This is a genomic window from Bradyrhizobium sp. 153, from assembly GCF_023073835.1.
Lineage (GTDB): Bacteria > Pseudomonadota > Alphaproteobacteria > Rhizobiales > Xanthobacteraceae > Bradyrhizobium.
The window spans coordinates 147136-163517 of sequence record NZ_JADPKH010000154.1 but is presented as its reverse complement, the minus strand read 5'-3'; the positions used below and the strand labels follow the sequence as shown (position 1 = coordinate 163517).

Sequence of the window (16382 nt, the reverse complement as noted above, 5' to 3'; positions counted from 1 at the left end):
CTGTCGAAATCGGACTTCTGAAGAATGCGGTCCCCAGCGTTCGAGTTCCGCTTCGTCCTGCTTCGCGTAAATGCGCCCGCAAGTCCAATAAATTAATGCAAGGGGACACGATAAAGCCTTGTTATCGCGTCGCATAATAGCCCGGCGGCCCTGCGTTATTGCTAGCCTCTTGGCCCTTGACGCAAGGCGCCCGGCTCGCAAGATGCGCGCGTTCTTTCCCGCCCATCCGGAGCTCGTCTGTTTCCATGTCGCTGTCCCCCGAAGCCCGCAAAACCCTCGTCGGCATCACCACCGCCACCATCACCACGGTCCTGCTGAAGAAGGGCCTGCGCAATGTGTGGATGCGCGGCGCGCGTCCGTTGCGACCGGGCCTGCCGCGCCTGGTGGGTCCGGCCTTCACCCTGCGCTTCGTGCCTGCGCGCGAGGATCTGGCGACGCCGGAATCCTGGTCATCGCCGATCTCGACCCGCACCGCGATCGAGGCAATGCCCGAAGGCTGCATCGCCGTGGTCGATGCCATGGGCATCACCGATGCCGGCATCTTCGGCGACATCCTCTGCGCGCGCATGGTCAAGCGCGGCGTGACCGCGCTCGTCACCGACGGCGTGGTGCGTGACGTCGAGGGCGTGCTTGGCACCAATCTTCCGGTCTGGTGCGACGGCTATGCCGCGCCGCCGTCGGTTGCGGGCCTCACCTTCGTCGGCTGGGGCGAGCCGATCGGCTGCGGCGGCGTCGCGGTGTTTCCCAACGACATCGTGGTCGCCGACCAGGACGGCTGCGTGCTGATCCCGCAGGCGATGCTCGATCACGTGCTCAACGAGGGTGTCGAGCAGGAGCGGATGGAAGCCTGGATCGTCAACGAGGTGAACAACGGCGCCGTGCTGCCTGGCCTCTATCCCATGAATGCCGAAACCAAGGCGCGCTACGCCGCCAGCAAGAAGTAACCGGGAAGGAACGAGGTAATCCCCATGGAGATCACTATTGCAGGCACGCGGCCGACCCGCCGTGCGCCGAAGGAAAACTTCACCGGCACCGTGTGGCAGGACCCGGTCATCATGGCGCCCGCGCCGGCACGGCTGAACTGCTCGCGCGTTGCGTTCGAGCCGGGCGCGCGCACCAACTGGCACCATCATCCGCTCGGCCAGACGCTCTACGTCATCTCCGGCGTCGGGCGCGTGCAGTCCAAGGGCGGCCCGATCCGCGAGATCCGCCCGGGCGACACCGTCTGGATTCCGCCGGGCGAATTGCACTGGCACGGCGCATCGCCGACCAACGGCATGTGCCACATCGCCATGCAGGAAGCGCTCGATGGCGTCTATTCGACCTGGCTGGAGCCGGTCACCGACGCCGAATATGGGGCAGCGGTCGGCTAAGGCGCTCGCGTGCGGGGCAAGGTGTATCGCCCCAGGGCGATGCATCGCCGATCCCGAGACCGGAAATTTGGGACTACCCGAGCGCTGGGTTCCGGCTCTGCGCAGAGACGCCGTAGCGCGTTTACGGGCGTCCTGGCTGCTTGTCCCCGCGGCACCATCACATTCTTTCCGCCGTCCACGTCCCCCTGCACATGGCGCCACGCCAGGTGCCGGAGCCGGAAGTGCCGGTGAGCCGGCCGAAACCGACGGCGCGCTTGATGCCGGTGCTCAGCGTGACGTTGATGTTGCCGGCATCGGCGACGCGGCCCGACGCCGTCACCGCGGCGCTGCTCGATGCGATGTGACCATTGTTGATTCCGATCGAGACGGTCGCGCCGTCGCCGCAGGCCTGGATCGAGGAGGCGATGCGGACATTCCATGCACCGTCGAAGGCGGAGCCCGCAGCATCGGCCTGCGCGAGCGGGAAGGCGATAGTGACAATGGTGGCGAAGAGAGCCTTGCGAAAGCCGTTCATGACACGCCCCTGTGGTTGACCGTTCGGGGATCGTGACATGGACCGGGAACCGGCGATGTGAGGGCTGTCACGTGTGCAGGAGGTTGAGTGAGGTTGCTCACCTCGCAACAGAAGGGCGCGTAAAAACAAAGGGACCCGCATCGGGGCCCCCTTGCATTGGTCAGAACGATCAGTCCGATCTCAGTTCACCCGCGTCCAGGTCTGGCCGCCGCAGAACATGCCGCCGAAGGCGCAGCCCTGCACGCGCAACCGGTCGGTGCCCTTCATCGCGATCGTCGAGTCGTAGGTCGAGCCGGAATTGGGGTCGAGGATGCGGCCTGACCATTTCTGGTCCTTGCCGGGCTTCATGTTGATCAGGACCTGCTCGCCGTTCTGGTTCGATTTCGAATCGACCGAATAGCCGCAGAGATTGGTGCCGCATTGCTCGATGCGGACCTTGCCTTCCTTCTCCTCCGTGAGCCAAACGCCGAGCGGCGAATTCAGATCGCGCGTGGGCGCGGCTGCCGGAGCAGGCGTGGCTGCAGCCGCCTGAACGGGAGCGGGGGCAGGCGCCGGCGCGGGTGGCGGAGGCGGCGCCGGTGGTGCGGCAGCCACGGTCGGGGCGGGCGGTGGCGTCACAGCGGGCGCCGCCTGCTGCTCGACGGGAGCAGCGGCCGAAGGCGGCGCAGGGGGCGGCGCCACGGCCGTGTCGGCGGGCGTGTTGTTGGCGGTGGCCGGTGACGGAGCGGGTGGTTGCGGCGCTGCGGGCGGCGCTGCTGCGGCGGCGGGTGCAGGCGCCTGCACGGCCGCGGGCGGCGCGGCGGCGGGAGCGGGGGCAGGTGCCGGAGCAGCAGCCGGCGCTTGCGGATCCACCGTGGCCTGCTGCGGCGCCTGCTCGTTCTTCTTGGCCTTCTTGGCCTTGCCCTGGCCGGTGTTGTCGTACACGCCGGGGATCTGCACCGTGCCGCGGTCGGGATCGATGCGGATGGTGCGCCCGCCATATTCGAAAGTGTATTGTGCCTGAGCAGCCGTGCTCGCCAACAGGAATGCGGCCGTAGCCAACAGCTTCCTCATTTCGCATCTCCTGAACAGATGGTCCCCGGACTGACGCATACGCTCCGGTTCGATCGCAAAAAGTGATCTAGATCACTTTCATCCGTATGAGTCGTGCTGCAATGCGTTCGGGTTCAATACGCCCGGAACCCGTCCACAGTTTGGCCGAAGCGAGCGACAGGGCGACGCAGCCTAGTTGAACCAGGCGGCATAGATCTTCTTGTAGCTGCCGTCTTCCATCGAGATGTGCAGCCATTGGTCGACGAAGGCTTTCAACGCGACATCGCGCTGCAGCCAATAGGCCTTCTCCGAAAAATCGAACGGCTTTTCAGGGTGCACCGCGCAGAGCACGCCGGCATGCTGCTTCTGCTGGTATCGCGTCTCGGAGGCGTCGGTCATCATCAGATCGGCGTTGCCCTTGGCGATCTCGTCGAAGATCACGGTGTTGTCGGCAAAGACGGTGATCTCGGCATCCTTGATGTTGGCGCGCGCGAAGCGTTCGTTGGTGCCGCCCGGATTGACGATGATTCGGGTGCCCTTCTTGTCGATGTCGGCGATGCTCTGGTACTTGGCCGTGTCGGCGCAGCGCGCGATCGGCGTCTTGCCCTCCCGCATGATCGGCGTGGAGAAGAAGCCTTTCTTCTGCCGGTCGAGCGTGACGGAGACACCGCCCATGGCGATGTCGAACTGGTCGGCCTCGAAATCCTTCATCAGCTTCGGCCAGGCCGTCGGCACGAATTCGACCTTGACGCCGAGCGCCTTGCCAAGGGCCTGCGCCATGTCGACGTCGAAGCCGCTGAATTGCTGCGTGGTCTTGTCCAGATAGGTGAAGGGCTTGTAGTCGCCGGTCATGCCGACGCGCAAGGTGCCGCGCTTGACTATCTCGTCGAGGCGCGAGGGCGCCTGCTGCGCGTGCGCCGAGAGATTCACCAGCAACGCCACGGCCAAAGCTGCCCAGATTCGAACGATCATCTCTTTTCCACCCGTGCCCGAGCTGTCATTGTGCGGGGTGGATTTAGACCAGATGCCCGTCGCTGGCGAGGCGGAATTGAAGGGAATTCAGAGGTGACGATCTCGATGTACGAGGCCTCGGTAGGCCTCTTCGTGCCGTACTTGCGCAACCTGTCCGGATTGCTCGACAAGGGCGTGGCCTATGCCGAGACCCGCAAGTTCAATCCGGCGGTTCTGCTCGGTATGCGCCTGGCGCCGAACATGTACGATCTGGCGCAGCAGGTCGGCGAGGCCTGCCGCCATGGCGTGGTCGCCCCGGCCTTGCTGGCGGAGCGCGAACCGATCACGCTGCCGGTGCTGGAGCACGACATGGCCGGACTTCAGGCACGCATCGCGACGTCGATCGAGTTCATCGAAAGCCTGCCGCGCGCCGAGATAGACGCGTCGGCCGAACGCAATGTGTTCTTCAAGCTGAAGAACGGCACCGAGCTGCCATTCACCGGACGAACGCTGCTGCTGACCTTCAGCGTCCCGCAGTTCTTCTTTCACGTGACGACGGCCTACGACCTGTTGCGGCACGCCGGCGTCGAACTCGTGAAGAAGGATTATCTGGGAAGGAAGTAGATGCTCGGCCTTCACCTCTCCCCGGCGGGGAGAGGTGTACAGCGACGTAAACCTACGCTTCGCCCTTGCGCTCGAATTCGGCGAGCGAGCTGCGGCCGGCAATTTCGCTGCGCAGCTCTTCGAAACGCCGATGCGCTTCGTGCTCCTGCGCGTCGACGAAATGCACGGCGGCTTCGCTCGTCATCGGGCCGCTAACCACGGGCGCCGACTGCTCGCCGATGGTCTCGTGGACGTAGAATTGGCCGTCGTCGCCGCGATGGACTGTCCATTTGAGGCGGATCGCCACCATCGGGCCCGGGCCGACCTTGCTGTAGCCATCCGCATCAGTGTGCTCCGGCACCAGCGGCTGCTCCTCGACCACTGGATGCTCGTCGACAATTGGCTGCTCGTCGGCGGCGATGTGCTCACGTTCACCAGCGACCATCATTTCGGTCTCGGTCTCCCGTACGACGAGAACGGGCTCGGGGTGCTCTAAAATGCTGGCGATGGTCGCCAGCGCGTGGTCGGTCGGGTCGATCTCTGCCAAGGGTCCATCCTCCAGCTCGACGCGGCCGGCTGGTCTGTCCCACTGCCGGTGCGCCCTGGCTCATTACGCGCGTTTGATTAAGGCTGAGTTGGGGCTCGATCTGCACCAAAATGGGACGGTTTTTGGTCGTCCCAAGCGAGCGCCTGCGCCGCCCGCCCGGAGTTCGGCTCAGCCCAGCACGTCCTGGTTGATGACGTTCTGCCGGATGGGATCGCCGTCCAGCGCACTCAGGATGTTGCGCGCGGTCTGCTCGCTCATGCGGCTCACGGCCTCGATGGTAACGCCGGCAACATGCGGGGCCATGATGACGTTGGGCAGGGCAAACAGTGCGTTGCTGAGCGGCGGCGGCTCCACCTCGAACACATCGATACCGGCACCGGCGAGCTTGCCGGAGACCAGCGCGTCATAGAGCGCGGCCTCTTTCACGATGCCGCCGCGCGCGGTGTTGATGAGGTAGGATTTCGGCTTCATCCCGCCGATCCGTGCCGCATCGAACAGGCCGACCGTCTCCGGCGTCTTCGGACAATGGATGGTGACGAAATCGGCATGAGGCAGCGCGGCATCGAAATCGGCGACGGGCTCGCAGCCGGCGGCCTTGATATCGGCAGCCGGCTTGTAGGGATCATAGACCTGTACCTTCATCTCCATCGCTAGGCAGCGCTTGGCGGTGCGACTGCCGATACGGCCGAAGCCGATGATCAGCACGGTCTTGCCGTAGAGATCGAACGGCAGCATGCCGAGCCGGTCGGCCCATTTGCCGTCCTTGACGCAAGCGTGCAATTCCTGCGCGCGCTTCGCCAGCGTCAGCATCATGAACAGCGCGGCTTCCGCGACCGAGGGCGAGTTGGCACTGCCAGCGACCATCAGCGGCACCTTGCGGCGGGAGAGGGCGGGCACGTCGACGGCGTCGTAGCCGACGCCGATGCGGGTCACCACCTTCATGTCCTTCGCGGCGTCGAGCTCGGTCTCGCCAAAGGCGGTGGCGCCGAGCGCGACGCCATGGACCGGTGCATGGCTCTTGAGCAGAGCCTCGAAGTCCTTGGCGGAGATCAGGTTCGGAAACTCGACGAGCTCGATATCGTCCCGCTGGGTGAGGAGGGCGCGTGCCCCTTGCGACAAAGTTTGCGTAACGAAAATCTTCTTCTTGTTGGTCGCCATCGTCTCCTGCCTGCGCGAGTTTCTTGGACCGGCATCACAACACGACGCCGGACGCCTCGTTTAGCAGGTGCATGTTGTTGAGGTCCATCGCCAAACGCATGGGTGCCCCGTCCTTGGCGCCGGCATTGGGATCGACGCGGCCGCAGACCGGCGTGCCGTCGAGCCCGAAATAGACCAGCGTCTCCATCCCCATCGGTTCGGTCACGTCGAGCACGGTCTCGAAGGTTTCGACGCCGGGCGCGAGATGCGCATGCGACTCGGTGAGGTGCTCGGGGCGAAGGCCCAGCAGCAGCTTCTCGGTGCGCGGCAGAGTCTTGTAGCGTGCGGCGCGGGCTGGGGGCAGCGGGAAAGCGATGCGGTCGGTGAGACGGATCTGGAGCGTGCCGCCGACGTCCTCGAGCCGGCACGGAATGAAGTTCATCGCGGGCGAGCCGATGAAGCCCGCGACGAAGCGTGTGGCCGGCTTGTGGTAGAGCTCGTTCGGCGTGCCGATCTGCTCGATACATCCCTTGTTCATCACAACGACGCGGTCGGCCAGCGTCATCGCCTCGACCTGGTCGTGGGTGACGTAGACCGTGGTGGTGCGCACCTTCTGGTGCACCTTCTTGATCTCGATCCGCATCTGCACGCGCAGCTTGGCGTCGAGATTGGACAGCGGCTCGTCGAACAGGAACACCTTCGGATTGCGCACGATGGCGCGGCCCATCGCGACGCGCTGGCGCTGGCCGCCGGATAGCTGCTTCGGCTTGCGATCGATCAGGTCGGTGATGTCGAGGAGCCGGGCGGCCTCGGTCACTCGCGCCTTGATCTCAGCCTTGGGATAGTGCTTCAGGCGCAGGCCGAACGACATGTTCTCCGCGACCGTCATGTGCGGGTAGAGCGCGTAATTCTGGAACACCATGGCGATGTCGCGGTCCTTCGGCGGCACGTCATTGACGACGTCGCCGCCGATCATGATGTCACCGTCGGTGATGTCCTCGAGCCCTGCGATCATGCGCAGCGTCGTCGACTTGCCGCAGCCGGAGGGGCCCACCAGCACGATGAATTCATGATCGGAGATATCGAGATCGATGCCGCGCACGGCTTCGACATCGTCGTAACGCTTGATCACCTTACGCAGGGAAACGTCGGCCATTGCACTTCAACCCCTCAATTTCAACCCTTCGTCGCGCCGGCGGTCAGGCCGGCAATGTAATAGTCCATCAGGAAGGCGTAGATGATCAGCGGCGGCGCGGCGCCAAGCAGCGCGCCGGTCATGATCTGTCCCCAGTTGAAGACGTCGCCCTTGATCAGTGTGGTGGTGATGCCGACCGGCAGCACGAGCTGATCGATCGAGGTCGTGAACACCAGCGGATAGAGGAACTGGGCCCAGGACACCGTAAAGGCGAAGATGGTCGCCGCGATCAGCCCGGGCAATGCAACGGGAATGAAGATCCGGGTCAAGGTCTGGAGCCACGAGGCGCCGTCGATGAGGGCGGCTTCATCGAGCTCCTTCGGGATCGAGGCGAAATAGCCGATCATGATCCACGTGCAGAACGGCACCGTCAACGTCGGATAGATGAACAGCAGCACGTACCATCGGTTGAGCAGCGTGATGCCGGTGTAGTCCTGGACGACCCCGAGCATCTTGAACAGCGGGATGAAGAGAAGACTGTCCGGGATCAGGTAGGTAAGAAAGACACCGGTGGCCAGCGTCGCTGAGCCCCAGAACTTCATCCGCGCCAGCGCAAAGGCCGCGGGGATGCTGATCAGCATCGTGATGATCACGACCACGATCGACACGATCGACGAGTTCCAGAAGAAGCGCAGAAACTGGTTCGAGCTCAGCAGCTCGACATAGTTCGACAGCGTCGGGTGGAACACCCACCAGGGATTGGTTGCCGCCGATATCTCCGCGCTGCTCTTGAGCGAGGTGATCAGCATGTAGATTGGCGGCGTCAGGAAGAAGATCGCGAACAGCACCAGGAAGAAATAGGACCAGCGCAGCGCCCAGGCGCGGTCGCGGCTCATGCTGCCATACTTGATCTTGCGGGAGGGGCCGGCCTTGTCGATTGCGAGCGTGCTCATCAGGCTTCGTTTCCGCGTTTGTTGACATCGCGCAGGATGAAGATCGCAGCGACCGCCAGGATCGGCACCATGAACAGCGAGACACAGGCGCCGAGCGGAATGTCGCTGCTCTGGATGCCGACCTGGAACGCCCAGGTGGCGAACAGATGCGTCGTATCCAGCGGACCGCCTGAGGTCAGGATGCGCACGATGTCGAAATTGGCGAAGGTGACGATCAGCGAGAACAGCGTGGTGATGGCGATGATGTTGCGCATCATCGGCAAGGTGACGTACCAGATCCGCTGCCACCAATTGGCGCCATCGATCGCGGCGGCCTCGTAGAGTTGATCGGGGACGGATTTCAGCGCGGCCAGATACATGATCATGAAGAATGGCGCGCCGTACCAGATGTTGACGAGGATGACGGAGAAGCGTGCCCAGAAGGTGTCGCCGAGCCAGGGGATCGGGCCGACGCCGAAGAAGGACAGCGTGTAATTGAAGGCGCTGTAGGAAGGGTCGAACAGCCACAGCCAGGCCAGCGTGCTCATCGCCGGTGGGATCACCCAGGGCACCAGCAGCATGCCGCGCCATTTGCGCTGGCCCTTGGCCGGAATGTTGTGGACGAAATGCGCGACGATGAAGCCGATCAGCGCCTTGAAGATCACGGCCGTGATCGCGAAGATGCAGGACTGCTGCACCACCATCCAGAACGTCTCGCGCTTGAACAGGAAGGTGAAGTTGCCGAAGCCGACGAACTTCGTCATCGACTTGTTCAGCGTCGCCAGATGAACGGAATAGAAGGCGGGGTAGAGCACGAGCAGCGCGATCAGGAGGATCAGCGGCAGCGTCAGGAAAAACGCCACCGTCGATTTGCGCCCGAGCGCATTGCGCAGGCTCGATCCCCTGCGGGCGCCCGCCGCACGGGCGACGCGACCTCGCTCAACGACGACATCGGCCATGTCAGATTCCTTGGATTAGTCTTTCTCTATGCTCTTATGCTGTCCAACCGTGAAGCCGGCCATGCGGCTTCACGGTCAAGCGGATTGAAGCATGCAGCCCGGGCAGCTCACGCACGTGACGCGAGCCGCCCTGTCAGCAGGCCCCGGCCTAGCTCCGCATGAAGCCTTCGCACTCGCCCTCGGCCCAGGCGAGCGCCTGCTCCAACGTCTCGCCCCGCGCATAACGCAGTGCCATTTTGGTCAGCGTCGCCTGGAAGTAGATCTGCTGTGCGATCTTGGGCGGCGCCGGCGATGCCGCGATCGACAGCGTCTGATGCTTGTGCGGGTCCGGATAGTGATAGAGCGTTCCCTTCGGCGGCGCTTCTTCCGCCCAGGTCTTGAACTTGGTCATGTTCGCATACGCCGGCAGATCATAGCCGCCGCTCACCGCGACGAACTTCTCGATCGATGACGGCGCGGACAAGTGAACGAGCAGGCTCTTGGCCGCCTCCTTGTTCTTGCCGAAGCTCCAGACGCCCCAGAAGTACGGCAGGTACGGCGCAAACCGGCCCTTCGGACCGGACGGGAAGCCGTGCGTCCAGCACTGCTCGGCGACCTGCGGCGCATCGCGCTTGGCAACAGCCCAGGCGCTCGGCGGATTCAGGATCATCGCACCACGGCCGGAGATCAGCCATTTGTTGTTCGAAGCGTCGTCCCAGGAGGGTGCATCCGGCGGCAGGAACGCGATCAGCTTCTTGTAGAATTCCATGGCCTGGCGAACCTGATCGGTCTTCACCGTGATATCGCCCTTGGCGTTGACGAGCTCGGCCCCGAAGGACTGAAAGATCGCGCCGGCGGTATCCACGCTGTCGGTGGTCTCGCCGAGGCCGATGCCGAATGCAAAGCCAGCCTTCTGGCAAGCCTCGGCTGCCTTCAGGAAGGTCTCCATGGTCCAGTTGTCCGCCTTGGGCGGGCTGCCGGCCGGGTACATCTCCTGTACGTCGATGCCGGCGTGCTGCTTCATCAAATCGATGCGGGAGCAGGGCCCCTTGATCTGGCTGCCGGGGGTCGCGGGCACCGCGAGCCATTTGCCGCCCGAATTCCCGAGATATTTGACGGTGCCGTTCACCTCGCCATTCTGCTTGAGGAGCGGCTCCACGACGTCGTTGAGCGGCTCGAGATTCTCGGCATAGGCCTGCGGCCACCAGCTCGGCATCTGAAGAATGTCATGACCCGACTTGGCCTGGGCTTCGGCCGCGGCGGTCAGCTCGATCTTCTTGTTGTTGCTGGTGATGTAGTCGATGGAGACTTCCACCTTCTCCTTCGCGGCCCATTCGTTGACGAGATCGGTCGAGGCCTTGTTGGCGCCGGGCACCCAATGGTCCCAGAACCCGATTGAGAGCTTGCCGGCGGCGTAAGCGCCTCTGACATAAGGCGCCGTGATCAGCGCCGCGGAGGACATTGCAGTGGCAGCCACAAATTGACGTCGCGTCAGTGTCTTGCGTGACATCTCGTTTCCTCGCTTGGGTGTTGTTGTTGGAGTTTCCTCTGAGAGACTTCTTTCTTGAGTTCTCGTTGTTGGATTTTCTTATTGGTGCCGTCGGCCCGCGTCGGCATTTCACGCGAGGTCGCAGCAAATTGGTAGCGCGATCAGATCATGATTGATCGCGTCTGTCGAGAAAGCCGAACGGCTCCTCGTCTAGAACTATTGGTGTGCCCGGCAGGATCGCGAGCGCATTCACGACCGTGTGCTGCAGGCAAACCGCGGACGTTCATTTTTGCGGCGCACACTTCGCGCAAGCGAGCCCTCGAACGATCTGTGCGCAATTACGCCGCAGTTTCGAATAAGCCTGCATAACCGCTTCGCGCGAAAGACTTTTCGGGCGTGGACGGCGATTGGTGGCGTCTGGACCTCGGCGCGGCGGAAACGATAGAGTTGCAATTGTCATGGGCCTTTCGCCGGAGAGGCCAGCCAGATCGACGATGGAGACGAGAATGATCAAACCGGTGCTGCCAGCGCGGCTTCACCTGCGACGATGGTTTGCGCTGGGGTCCGTGCTCGCGCTGCTGCTGGGCGTCGCCGCGGTGGCGAACGCCCAAGGTCTGGTCAAAGGCGTTCAGGAGGGCGCGGCGGCCGGAAACAAGGCGGCAGGTCCGGTCGGCGGCGTGCTTGGCGGCGCCATCGGCGGCGTGGTGGGCGTCTTCACCGGCGTGCTCGGCGTCGGCAACAATGGCAATCAGGCGCCGCCGCCCAAGGAGGCCAGCAAGGATGCAAGCAAGGATGCCAAGCAGCCGGGCGGCAAGGACAAGGACGCCAAGAGCGCCAAGGCGGGGAAGGGCTCCAAAGCGAGCAAGGAAGCGAAGAACGCCCCGCAGAATGGCAAGGACAACAAAGAAAATAAGGATGTCACGGTTCTCACCCAGACCGGCGCTCCGCAGCAGAGCGCGGAACAGATCGTTGCCAACAGCGATGCCTATATCGAGCGGATCAAGACCGAACTGAACCTCACGCCCGATCAGGAGAAGCACTGGTACGGCTTCTCGAGCGCCATGCACTACCTCGGGCATAATGGTGCAGAGCGGCTCAACCTTCGGGTCGCGCGCGCCAAGCGCGATCCGCCCGACGACATCATCGAGCAGATGCGCAACGAGGCGCAGTTCCTGATCGACCGGGCGGCCGACCAGCGCAACGTGGCCGACGCGGCCGAGCCGCTCTATTCGAGCCTCGATGACAAGCAGAAGCAGGTGTTCATTCAGGAGATGGTGCGCCTGAGCCACGAGCGAGGACTGGATTGATCAAGTTGAATCGGATCGGGCGCGTCTGAATTAAGGGCGGCGGCCACGAATTCGTGTATCCTCTCCGCAATTCGGTTATGGTTAGCTTCGTAAGGCTGACTGCGGGGTTGATATGGCGGACGGACTCTCCGTTTTCCTGGTCGAAGACGAGGCGTTGATCCGGATGATGATCGCCGACATGGTGGAGGAGCTCGGCCACCGCGTCGTCGCGGAAGCGGACAATGTCCGCGACGCCAGCGCCTTTGCCATGACCGCGCAGTATGATCTGGCCATCCTCGACATCAATCTGATGGGCGTCTACGTCGATCCCGTCGCCGATCTGATCGAGCGACGCGGAAAACCGTTTCTGTTCGCGACGGGTTATGGACCGGAGCTGCTGCCGTCCTTGCTGCGGCGAAGGCCGATCCTGCGCAAGCCGATCGCGATGGATCAGCTCAAGGCGATGATCGATTCGATGTTTCCGGAAGCCACAGAGAAGGCGCCGCACTGAGTGATGGCGTGGACGCCTCCCTGGTGACGGCGTAGACGCCGCACTGGTGACGGCGAGACGCCGCACTGAGATCGCCAAACGAAAATGGCCGCCCGTCGGGGGGGCGGCCATTTGGCGAAACAGCTCGGCGCGCTGTCAGATCAGGCCGGCGCTGAGATCGATGCCACGCGCGATCAAGCCGAACGAGACGGCCAGGCCCGTGCAGCAGAACAGCAAGATGGTCTTGAACGAAGAAACGGCGAACCGCGCTTCGACGGCGGCCGGCATCACGGCGAGCGAGATCATGCTCATGTTCACTTCCCCCCTTATGGGTTATTGACCCTGATTTGCCTCAGGTGGGGGAACTCTTAGAGCAAAAAGTTTGACGCCAGATTGCGAGGCATCGTTAATGAAGTCGCAATCGCCTCGTGTTCTCACGCGCCGGGACGAGCTCGCAAGCCTCAGTTGCGACCGTTTCTCAGCACCGTGGCAATGGTGTGCGCCGTCATGGCGGCGCGATCCGAAGCGCGCTGGGCGGCCAGCCGGTCCCTTGCCTTTTCCTCGATCAGGAGCTCGATCAGGGCCAGCCGCTTGTCTTCGTTGTCCGCCTCCCGCAGCAGGCGGTGATAGCGGTGATAGTCGAAACCGAAATCCTGTTTACGCATGCCACGCCCCCGCAACTACGCCACACACAGACAGGATTGTTTCGCATCGGAAACGCGCAGGCAAGCACGATCCCGCGCGGAATCGGGTGTACGCGGCAATCAGTTGTGAATTGCTGGACCGCGAGAGGGCGCTTCCTCCGCTCAATTTAGTCAATTTGGATTGTGCTGGGCGAACATCTTGAGGCCGACGAAGCTCGCATCAGGCTTGATCACCAGCCTGGTCGGGATGTTGCGCAAGTAATCCTGGAAGCGTCCCTTGGCCTCGAAGCGTGCTCGGAATGCGGACGCCGCGAGGAACTCGGGAAAACGCGGCACGATCCCGCCGGCGATATAGACGCCGCCGCGGGCGCCGAAGGTCACCGCGAGATTGCCCGCGACCGAGCCGAGGATGGCGCAGAACATGTCGAGCGTCGCACGGCTGACGGGGCAATTGCCCTCCAGCGCGGCCTTGGTGATGGCGGCAGGATCCCGATGTGGTACCTGGGCGCCATCGACCTCCGCGAGGGCCTCGTAGAGGCTTTGCAGGCCAGAACCTGAGAGCGCGCCGCGCTCGATGGAGACATGGCCAAGGCGCTTGCGCAGACAGGCGATCACGCGTTCCTCGCGCTCGTTCTCCGCCGGCAGGGTGGCGTGACCGGCCTCGGTCACGACCGCCAGCCGTGCGCCATGGCGCTCGACCAAACAGGACACCCCAAAGCCGGTTCCGGGCCCGACCACCAGCAGGGGCTCTCCGGGCAGGCCATCCTGCCCGCCAAGCGGAATGAGGTCGGCAGGCTGCAAGGCGGGAAGAGACCAGGCCACCACTTCGAAGTCGTTGAGCACGTGGACGCTGTCGAAGCCGAGCGCAGCTTGCAGCTCGTTGCCGTCGATGACCCACGGACTGTTGGTCATGACGCAGCGATTGTTGGTGACAGGGCCGGCCACCGCCAGCACAGCTCTTCGGGGCTGCCCGCCGGAGAACCTGCGAGCGAGAACATCGACGATGGCCTCCCGAACGGTCGGGAAGTCGGCGACCTTGACGTAGTCGATCGGTCCGGTCGGATCGCTGTTACTCGATTCAGCCTGGCTCAGCGCGAAGCGCGCATTGGTGCCGCCGATATCGGCGAGTAGAATTTGTCCTGTCTTGCCGATCGTCATGGCCATATGGCTGCCGCAGCCGCACGGGCTGCGGGAACCGCTTCCTCCGCTCTCTGATCGCAAATTGCGAACGGCTGTCAGAATCCGTCCCTGGGTGCAGCTAGTCAACACGGTTGATGTCAAACCGTTGCACCCTGAGCGCCTTTCCGGGACCAATTCGCGGGTGCTTCCTCACGGACCAACGGTTGCGCAGCAGCGCGGGAAGGCGGACACTAGGGGAAGCGCGCCTGGCGCCTTCGCGCCGGCAGATGCAACGAGACCAGCGATGAAGATTTCCGACCGCGACGTGCTGCTGGCGATTGACGTGCAGAACGACTTCTGCACCAACGGGGCGCTCGCCGTTCCCGGCGGCGAAAAGGTCGTCCCCGCCATCAACCGAGTCGCCCAAAAATTCGCCAATGTGGTGCTGACTCAGGACTGGCATCCGCGGGATCACGTGTCATTCGCGGCCAACCATGCCGGCAAGCAGCCGTTCCAGACCATCGAGCTCGACTACGGCACCCAGGTGCTCTGGCCCTCTCATTGCGTGCAGGGTACGACGGGCGCTGAATTCCACCGGGAGCTCGACGTTGTCAGCGCGAGCCTGGTGGTGCGCAAGGGCTTTCGCCGCGGCATCGATTCCTATTCGGCGCTGTTCGAGAACGACCATAAGACGCCGACCGGACTGCTCGGTTACTTGCGCGAACGCGAGCTGAAGACCGTCTTCGTCGCCGGTCTGGCGCTGGATTTCTGTGTTCGCTTCTCGGCGGAGGACGCCCGCACGGCCGGTTTCGAGGTCGCCGTCGTCGAGGACGCCTGTCGCGGCATCGATCTCGACGGCTCCGTGGCTGCCACCCATAGGAGTTTTAAGGATCGCGGCATTTCGGTCGTGAGCCTCGAGGCGTTCCTGTGAGGATGAGATAGCCATGGTGGAGAAGGCCGGCAGACAGCCAGGCGGACCGGGGCATGCGCCGGATGACCCGATGCTGTGGCCATTTGCGGCGGCGCGACTGGCTATGGACGCCTGTTTCTGGTGGCTGGAGCGCGGAACTGCGGAGCAGGGCGAGAGCAGCTTGCCGTGGACGACGCCCAGCACGGTTGCGCTGGAGCTTGCGACCATGCGCCTGCGCGATTTCACGCAGACGCGGTCCGGTCAGCCGGCGCTGGTCTGCGCACCCTATGCGCTGCATCGGGCCCCGATCGCCGACTTCGCGCCTGGCCACAGCGTGGTGCAGTCGCTGCAAAATGGCGGCATCGACCGCGTCTATCTCACCGACTGGCGGTCAGCCACGCCGGAGATGCGCTATCTCTCGATCGACAGCTATCTGACCGATCTCAACGTCGCCATCGACGAGATCGGCGCGCCGGTCGATCTCATCGGGCTGTGCCAGGGCGGCTGGCTGTCGCTGCTCTATGCGGCGCGCTTTCCGGCCAAGGTGCGGCGGCTGGTCCTGGTCGGCGCTCCGGTCGATCTGTCGATCGACTCGGCGCTGTCGCGGCTCGCCCGCAACGCACCCGACCTGGTATACGACCAGCTCGTCGCTCGCGGCGGCGGCAATGTCAGCGGCGAGGAGATGCTGCGCTTCTGGTCCAAGGCGCCTGACAGCGACGATATCGCAGTGGCGTTGCAGAGGGGACTCTCGGACGAGGAGGGCGCGACCCTACTCGCGCGCTTCGACCGCTGGAATAGCGAGACGCTCGATTTGCCGGGCACTTATTACCTTCAGATCGTCAACTGGATTTTCCGGGAGAACCGGATTGCCGGCGGCAAATTCGTCGCGCTCGGCCGCCCGGTTGACCTGAAGGACGTCAAGGCGCCGATCTTCCTGCTGGCCGGGTTGGACGACGACGTCGTGCCGGCTGTGCAGGCGCTCGCCACCGCTGATCTCGTCGGCACCCCGCCGCCTTTCATTGCGGCAGCTTCCGAGCCGAGCGGTCATCTCGGCCTTTTCATGGGGGCGCGGACCCACGCCCATGCCTGGCCTCGGATCGCCGAATGGCTGCGCGATGATCTGTCCGGGGTCTTGGCGCGCAGCGCCTGACGTCGCGGGCGCCGGCTGGCCGACATGCAAATCGGTTATGCATGATGGCGGATGGCCTGCACGGGCGCCGGTCGATGGGCTACATATGATGCGGTGCTGGCGGCTGCGGCTAGTGGCGCAAGAGGTTGAAGA

19 protein-coding genes are annotated in these 16382 nt (G+C 63.8%); 7 read left to right on the top strand and 12 right to left on the bottom strand.

Features of this window, described 5'->3' with window-relative positions; genetic code table 11:
• Nucleotides 1-245: 245 nt before the first annotated feature.
• Both IVA91_RS35675 and IVA91_RS35670 read left to right on the top strand, forming a co-directional pair.
• Nucleotides 246-944 carry a ribonuclease activity regulator RraA gene (locus tag IVA91_RS35675; protein ID WP_247419471.1) on the top strand — a complete coding sequence of 233 codons (699 nt, stop codon included), beginning with the start codon at nt 246-248 and terminating at the stop codon, nt 942-944.
• A gap of 24 nt (nt 945-968) precedes the next feature.
• Nucleotides 969-1373 (top strand): cupin domain-containing protein, encoded by a 405-nt coding sequence (locus IVA91_RS35670; protein WP_247275640.1) that lies wholly within the window; start codon nt 969-971, stop codon nt 1371-1373.
• 157 nt (nt 1374-1530) lie between these two features.
• Here IVA91_RS35670 and IVA91_RS35665 read toward each other — a convergent pair whose 3' ends face one another.
• The 3 genes from IVA91_RS35665 to IVA91_RS35655 form a co-directional block, all read right to left on the bottom strand.
• On the bottom strand, nt 1531-1887 hold the full coding sequence (locus IVA91_RS35665) for a hypothetical protein (RefSeq protein WP_247275639.1): 357 nt from the start codon (nt 1885-1887) through the stop codon (nt 1531-1533).
• A 180-nt stretch (nt 1888-2067) separates the two neighbouring features.
• Nucleotides 2068-2940: a DUF2147 domain-containing protein gene (locus IVA91_RS35660; protein WP_247419473.1), complete on the bottom strand. Its 873-nt coding sequence runs from the start codon at nt 2938-2940 to the stop codon at nt 2068-2070.
• Nucleotides 2941-3111: 171 nt separating this feature from the next.
• On the bottom strand, nt 3112-3891 hold the full coding sequence (locus tag IVA91_RS35655; protein ID WP_247275637.1) for a transporter substrate-binding domain-containing protein: 780 nt from the start codon (nt 3889-3891) through the stop codon (nt 3112-3114).
• A 105-nt stretch (nt 3892-3996) separates the two neighbouring features.
• Here IVA91_RS35655 and IVA91_RS35650 point away from each other — a divergent pair, with 105 nt between their 5' ends.
• Nucleotides 3997-4494: a DUF1993 domain-containing protein gene (locus tag IVA91_RS35650; RefSeq protein WP_247275675.1), complete on the top strand. Its 498-nt coding sequence runs from the start codon at nt 3997-3999 to the stop codon at nt 4492-4494.
• A 52-nt stretch (nt 4495-4546) separates the two neighbouring features.
• On the opposite strand, the gene IVA91_RS35645 is transcribed toward IVA91_RS35650, so the two are convergent.
• The 6 genes from IVA91_RS35645 to IVA91_RS35620 form a co-directional block, all read right to left on the bottom strand.
• Nucleotides 4547-5020 (bottom strand): hypothetical protein, encoded by a 474-nt coding sequence (locus tag IVA91_RS35645; RefSeq protein ID WP_247275636.1) that lies wholly within the window; start codon nt 5018-5020, stop codon nt 4547-4549.
• Between the two features lie 168 nt (nt 5021-5188).
• The gene (locus IVA91_RS35640) at nt 5189-6178 is read right to left on the bottom strand and encodes a hydroxyacid dehydrogenase (protein WP_247275635.1); all 990 of its coding nucleotides are present in this window, start codon (nt 6176-6178) and stop codon (nt 5189-5191) included.
• Between the two features lie 34 nt (nt 6179-6212).
• On the bottom strand, nt 6213-7313 hold the full coding sequence (ugpC, locus tag IVA91_RS35635; RefSeq protein WP_247275634.1) for a sn-glycerol-3-phosphate ABC transporter ATP-binding protein UgpC: 1101 nt from the start codon (nt 7311-7313) through the stop codon (nt 6213-6215).
• A gap of 20 nt (nt 7314-7333) precedes the next feature.
• Nucleotides 7334-8245, bottom strand: coding sequence for a carbohydrate ABC transporter permease (locus IVA91_RS35630; protein ID WP_247275633.1), 912 nt, complete (start codon nt 8243-8245; stop codon nt 7334-7336).
• Nucleotides 8245-9183, bottom strand: a complete 939-nt coding sequence (locus IVA91_RS35625; RefSeq protein WP_247275632.1) for a sugar ABC transporter permease — start codon at nt 9181-9183, stop codon at nt 8245-8247. The genes IVA91_RS35630 and IVA91_RS35625 overlap by 1 nt, the downstream gene beginning before the upstream one ends.
• A 148-nt stretch (nt 9184-9331) precedes the next feature.
• Nucleotides 9332-10672: an extracellular solute-binding protein gene (locus IVA91_RS35620; RefSeq protein ID WP_247460710.1), complete on the bottom strand. Its 1341-nt coding sequence runs from the start codon at nt 10670-10672 to the stop codon at nt 9332-9334.
• Nucleotides 10673-11157: 485 nt separating this feature from the next.
• Here IVA91_RS35620 and IVA91_RS35615 point away from each other — a divergent pair, with 485 nt between their 5' ends.
• Entirely contained in the window at nt 11158-11958 is an 801-nt protein-coding gene (locus IVA91_RS35615) for a Spy/CpxP family protein refolding chaperone (protein WP_247275630.1), read from the top strand.
• 112 nt (nt 11959-12070) lie between these two features.
• Complete coding sequence (locus tag IVA91_RS35610; protein ID WP_247275629.1) at nt 12071-12448, top strand: response regulator; 378 nt, start codon at nt 12071-12073, stop codon at nt 12446-12448.
• Between the two features lie 135 nt (nt 12449-12583).
• On the opposite strand, the gene IVA91_RS35605 is transcribed toward IVA91_RS35610, so the two are convergent.
• The 3 genes from IVA91_RS35605 to glk form a co-directional block, all read right to left on the bottom strand.
• The gene (locus IVA91_RS35605) at nt 12584-12739 is read right to left on the bottom strand and encodes a hypothetical protein (protein WP_247275628.1); all 156 of its coding nucleotides are present in this window, start codon (nt 12737-12739) and stop codon (nt 12584-12586) included.
• A gap of 149 nt (nt 12740-12888) precedes the next feature.
• Nucleotides 12889-13092, bottom strand: coding sequence for a hypothetical protein (locus IVA91_RS35600; RefSeq protein WP_247275627.1), 204 nt, complete (start codon nt 13090-13092; stop codon nt 12889-12891).
• 150 nt (nt 13093-13242) lie between these two features.
• The gene (gene glk / locus IVA91_RS35595) at nt 13243-14229 is read right to left on the bottom strand and encodes a glucokinase (protein ID WP_247275674.1); all 987 of its coding nucleotides are present in this window, start codon (nt 14227-14229) and stop codon (nt 13243-13245) included.
• Nucleotides 14230-14494: 265 nt separating this feature from the next.
• Here glk and pncA point away from each other — a divergent pair, with 265 nt between their 5' ends.
• Both pncA and IVA91_RS35585 read left to right on the top strand, forming a co-directional pair.
• A complete protein-coding gene (gene pncA / locus IVA91_RS35590) occupies nt 14495-15121 on the top strand; it encodes a bifunctional nicotinamidase/pyrazinamidase (RefSeq protein WP_247450259.1) in 627 nt (208 codons plus the stop codon).
• Nucleotides 15122-15134: 13 nt separating this feature from the next.
• Nucleotides 15135-16250 (top strand): alpha/beta fold hydrolase, encoded by a 1116-nt coding sequence (locus IVA91_RS35585; protein WP_247460708.1) that lies wholly within the window; start codon nt 15135-15137, stop codon nt 16248-16250.
• Nucleotides 16251-16382: the final 132 nt, after the last annotated feature.